At 63.8% G+C, this 4,352-nt stretch carries 8 protein-coding genes and 1 pseudogene; 6 read left to right on the forward strand and 3 right to left on the reverse strand.

The window, feature by feature from the left end:
• Positions 1-175 precede the first annotated feature (175 nt).
• The 3 genes from KQ297_RS00070 (at position 176) to KQ297_RS00080 (ending at position 1,121) form a co-directional block, all read left to right on the forward strand.
• The gene (locus KQ297_RS00070; RefSeq protein ID WP_259737624.1) at positions 176-394 is read left to right on the forward strand and encodes an addiction module protein; all 219 of its coding nucleotides are present in this window, start codon (positions 176-178) and stop codon (positions 392-394) included.
• A gap of 105 nt (positions 395-499) precedes the next feature.
• Complete coding sequence (locus tag KQ297_RS00075) at positions 500-808, forward strand: nucleotidyltransferase family protein (RefSeq protein ID WP_259737625.1); 309 nt, start codon at positions 500-502, stop codon at positions 806-808.
• The gene (locus KQ297_RS00080; protein ID WP_259737626.1) at positions 801-1,121 is read left to right on the forward strand and encodes a DUF86 domain-containing protein; all 321 of its coding nucleotides are present in this window, start codon (positions 801-803) and stop codon (positions 1,119-1,121) included. Before KQ297_RS00075 ends, KQ297_RS00080 begins: the two co-directional genes overlap by 8 nt.
• A gap of 58 nt (positions 1,122-1,179) precedes the next feature.
• On the opposite strand, the gene KQ297_RS00085 is transcribed toward KQ297_RS00080, so the two are convergent.
• Together KQ297_RS00085 and KQ297_RS00090 are read right to left on the reverse strand one after the other, a co-directional pair.
• The gene (locus KQ297_RS00085; protein WP_259737627.1) at positions 1,180-1,500 is read right to left on the reverse strand and encodes a hypothetical protein; all 321 of its coding nucleotides are present in this window, start codon (positions 1,498-1,500) and stop codon (positions 1,180-1,182) included.
• Between the two features lie 34 nt (positions 1,501-1,534).
• Positions 1,535-1,681, reverse strand: coding sequence for a hypothetical protein (locus tag KQ297_RS00090; RefSeq protein ID WP_259737628.1), 147 nt, complete (start codon positions 1,679-1,681; stop codon positions 1,535-1,537).
• 70 nt (positions 1,682-1,751) lie between these two features.
• On the opposite strand from KQ297_RS00090, the gene KQ297_RS00095 reads away from it, so the two are divergent.
• Complete coding sequence (locus KQ297_RS00095) at positions 1,752-1,964, forward strand: type II toxin-antitoxin system HicB family antitoxin (RefSeq protein WP_259737629.1); 213 nt, start codon at positions 1,752-1,754, stop codon at positions 1,962-1,964.
• A 35-nt stretch (positions 1,965-1,999) separates the two neighbouring features.
• Positions 2,000-2,071, forward strand: a pseudogene (locus KQ297_RS00100) (type II toxin-antitoxin system HicA family toxin); the annotation flags it as partial.
• Positions 2,072-2,159: 88 nt separating this feature from the next.
• Here KQ297_RS00100 and KQ297_RS00105 read toward each other — a convergent pair.
• Positions 2,160-2,399 carry a hypothetical protein gene (locus KQ297_RS00105; protein WP_399250882.1) on the reverse strand — a complete coding sequence of 80 codons (240 nt, stop codon included), beginning with the start codon at positions 2,397-2,399 and terminating at the stop codon, positions 2,160-2,162.
• Between the two features lie 152 nt (positions 2,400-2,551).
• On the opposite strand from KQ297_RS00105, the gene KQ297_RS00110 reads away from it, so the two are divergent.
• Positions 2,552-4,048, forward strand: a complete 1,497-nt coding sequence (locus KQ297_RS00110) for a glycosyl hydrolase family 57 (RefSeq protein ID WP_259737630.1) — start codon at positions 2,552-2,554, stop codon at positions 4,046-4,048.
• Positions 4,049-4,352 lie beyond the last annotated feature (304 nt).

Consider the following 4,352-nt stretch of genomic DNA (forward strand, 5'->3'; position numbering starts at 1 on the left):
AAACCCATGTCCTCATCGAGCTGAGTCGGAAGGCATTGGTTGTTCGGCATTGAACGTCAGTGAACTCGGCGCCGATGACCCGCTTGACCACCTGGCTCATGGGCATCCATCTCTCCAGTCCCATTGCCCGGCTTCGACCGCGCTTACGGTGGACTTCTTGCCGGGAGGAGTGGCGATGACGCCCATGTCTGACCTGCTGCAACTGCCCCTGAATGAGCGGCTGGCACTCGCGATCGCCCTCTGGGACAGCCTCGATGACCAGTTCCGAGATGGGGCGCTGCCGGTGGACCCTGCCCTCTGCGCCGAGCTCGACCGGCGCTGGGCGACCCATCGCGACAACCCCGAAGCGGCTGTGCCCTGGGATGAGGTGCGGAGCCAGCTCGGCATCGGATGACCATGCCCGCGGTTCGCTTCCTGCCGGAGGCGGTGGAGGATCTGCTGGAAACCCAGCGCGGGTACGGCCGTCAGGATCCCCGCCGCTGGCAGCAGAATGGGAGCCATGGGTCCAAGCACGCCACCCACTCTTCAGCGGCTCAGGCAGATGGCCCCCGAGCTGCTCGCGCTCACAGCCGCCCACGGTGGCCAGGATCTTCGCGTTTTCGGCCCTGTGATCCACGGGGCGGCAGGGCTGCAGAGCGACGTGGACCTGCTGGTGGAGTTCCCCTCCAGCCCCAGCTTCGAGCAGTACATGGACCTCAAGCTGGCCCTGGAAGACCTGCTCAGCGCCTGGGTGGACCTGGTGACGCGCCGCGGTCTTCGCCCTGAACTGCGGCAGCGGATCGAGCAGGAGGCCATTCCGCTTGCCTGAAGGGGGGAGTGCCCGCAATTGGTCGCTGTTCTTTTACAGCCAGGGGCTCACCCAACAGCACTTTCCTGCGGACGAGATGTTGGTTGACGCCGTACTCCGCAACCTGGAGGTGCTGGGTGAAGCGGCGAAGCAGATCCCACTGGCTGTTCGTGAGCGGCATTCCCAGGTTCCTTGGCGACGCATTGCTGGCCTCCGCGATGTTTTGGCGCATGCCTACTTCGGCCTGGAAGAAGACACTATCTGGCGGATTGTTTCCGAGAGCATTCCAGCCCTGGCTGACCAATTGGACCAAGTGGTTGAGGCTGAGCTCTGATGGCGGTTGGTGCGGCAATAGCGTTTCGCAGAGCCATTCCCAGCTGTTCAGCTGCTGATCACAGGCAAACCCAGCCCGGACTTTCACCGAACCGCTGATCGGGGTGCTGTGGCGGCTGCGGTGGCCGAAGCCGCAGGCTTCTCAACAAACAAACCACCTCTTCGCCGCGCTGCTCGCGGAAGGCATCGAGGCGCTGGCGGCACAGCTGCTGCAGCGCGTCGCGCTCGGCGTCGCTCAGCTCGTCGCCGCCGATCAGGCTGTAGGCGCCGTTGCCGTAGGCGGTGATGCCATTGCCGGTGAGCACCCGGCCCACCATGCGCTTCCCAGGATCCGCCGGGCCACGTCCTGTGCAGGGGCGGGGCTGGCTGTTGCCTGGCAAATCAGTGGCCCAGCAGTTCCATGAGCATCAGCGGTTAGTCGATGGGGCTCATGCACATCTGCTTGGCGATGGTGTGCCGCAGGCGCTCGTAGGTGGCGGAGGGGGGTGGGGGCATGGGGGCATCCTGGCGGGTGTGACAGGGGGTGGCACTTGCGGGGCAGAAGCCCTGCGGCGATGCCATGCCCTTTGTCACCCCTTTGGACAGACTTGGCGGGTTGCCTACGATGAATCCAAGGAAGTCAGCAGAGGCTGTGCGTACCTTTTCCGCCGTGATCGAGCGCTGCGCGGACACGGGCCTGCTTGTGGGCTACGTCCCTGGCTTCCCCGGCGCTCACAGCCAGGGGGAGACCCTTGATGAGCTGCAGGCCAACCTCCAGGAGGTGATCACCATGCTCCTGGAGGACGGCGAGCCGGCCATGGGGAGCGACTTCGTGGGCCTGCAGCAGATCGTGGTGCCGGCCTGAGCGTGGGCTCAACCCCCGTCCTCAAGTCCTCTGAGGTGGCGGACATCCTTCGGAAACTGGGCTTCGATGTGGTTCGTCAGCGCGGCTCCCATCTGCACTTTCATAATCCTCGCGGACGCCACGGCGCCCCACAGGTCAGCGAGCAATGCAAAGCGGCCACGTTGTGCCAGCCAGGCCTGGCACCTTGCCGGCGGATCAGAAAATTCCCAGGGTCTTTTTCTTGCAGTAGCCCGCCCCGATGTTCATCCATCCCGAATCACAGGGCTTTCCGTAGGTGGGCTTCACCTCGTAATAGATGGGTGAATTGCAATGCTGCTTCAGGTCATTCACATAACCAAGCGGACACTGGTCATATCCCGGCAGTTTGGGAATCCGCTTCTGAGCCTGTGCTGGGCCAGGGCTCAGCACAGGCAGGGCAAGGAGTACGGCGGTCAGAGCGAGGGGACGAGTGCGCACCGGACGAGCAATCAAGGGATCAAACCTTAGGAGTATCTCGCCGGAAGCTCCGATCTCGTCAGTGACAAAGACTGCACAGGCGCCAGCCAGCAGCCCGAAGCGGCCGCGATGATGGGCCCATGGATTCAGACATGAGCAGCCACGCCCTGCCGCCGATCGCCGGCTTGGAAGCCGAGATCCTCGCCCTGGTTCAGCAGCCCGGCCCCGTGGCACTGCCGCACACCAATCTGAACCTGGAGCGGATTCGCTCAGGCTTTGCCTGCGCGCTCCACATGCACCAGCCCACGATTCCAGCCGGGGTGAATGGTGCCCTCATCTCCCATCTGCAATACATGCTGGAGCACCCTGGCGAGGGCGACAACCACAACGCCGAACCCTTTGCCCGCTGCTACAGGCGCCTGGCTGACATCATTCCCCAGCTGATACAGGAAGGCTGCAACCCTCGGATCATGCTCGATTATTCGGGAAATCTGCTCTGGGGAATCCAGCAGATGGGCCGCCACGACATCCTTGAGGCCCTTCAATCACTCGCCTGCGATCCCAGCCTCCAACCCCATGTGGAATGGCTCGGCACCTTCTGGAGCCATGCCGTGGCGCCCTCCACGCCCATCCCCGACCTGAAGCTGCAGATCCTGGCCTGGCAGCACCAGTTCGCAGCCCTCTTCGGCCATGAGGCGCTGCAACGGGTCAAGGGATTCTCACCCCCGGAGATGCACCTGCCCAACCACCCCGACACGCTTTATGCCTTCGTGAAGGCCCTCAGGGAGTGTGGCTACCGCTGGCTGCTGGTGCAGGAACACAGCGTTGAAAATCTGGATGGTTCGGGCCTCAGCCAGGAGCAGAAAGTCGTCCCCAACCAGCTGGTGGCACGCAGCTCCCGCGGTGACACGGCCACGATCACAACGCTGATCAAAACCCAGGGCTCCGACACCAAGTTGGTGGGCCAGATGCAGCCCTATCACGAAGCTCTTGGCCTCGCTCGGCAACCACTGGGTGCCGTCACGGTTCCATCGCTCGTCTCCCAGATTGCCGACGGCGAAAACGGCGGCGTGATGATGAACGAGTTCCCGCCGGCCTTCATCCAGGCCCATCACACCATCGCTGCCAAGGGGGATGATCCGGGAACAGTGGCGATCAACGGCACGGAATATCTTGAGTTGCTGGAATCTTCCGGTGTGGATTCAAGGGATTTTCTGAGGATTCAGGCGGTCCACCAACACAAACTGTGGCAACGGCTCGGCAGCCTGCCCTCCCCGGAAGCCACCCCAGACGCCACCCCAGACGCCACCGCAGCGGCCATCGCCGACCTTCAGGCCAGCGATCCCTCCTTCTCGATGGCCGGCGCCTCCTGGACCAACGACCTCAGCTGGGTGGAGGGCTACGCCAACGTGCTGGAGCCGATGAACGCCCTCAGCGCCCGTTTTCACCAGGTGTTCGATCCCCTGGTGGCCCAGGATCCCGGAGTGACCCGGACCCCCCGCTATCAGCAGGCCCTGCTCCACCTGCTCCTGCTGGAAACCAGCTGTTTCCGCTACTGGGGCCAGGGCACCTGGACCGACTACGCCCGCGAGATCCACAGGCGTGGCGAAGCCGCGATCGCCAGTGCCCGGGCCAGCTGCAGCGGTTGATGCCAGCGGGGGCGGGCGATCACAAGCCCCCATGCTCCCTTGCGGCTGTTTGCGCCCGAGCGAGCGAACCTCCTGGTTCTGCAGATGGTTGGTTCAGGCGTCTGGACGCTGTTGCTGAGCTGGTTGATCCGGGATCGCCTGGGGTGGCTGAGGCGTGGCGTTGTCGAGCCTGTCCCTGCAGGTGGAGCAGAGCACCCGCCCCTTTTGTTGGACGTAGCTGCGGGCTGAGCGTTCGATCTGAACGCCGCAACTGGTACAGGCAAATAGAGGAGGCATCGGATGCCGGAAACCTTTCCACAACTAG

The organism is Synechococcus sp. CS-205 (assembly GCF_025128255.1).
In the GTDB taxonomy this organism is placed as follows: Bacteria; Cyanobacteriota; Cyanobacteriia; order PCC-6307; family Cyanobiaceae; genus Regnicoccus_A.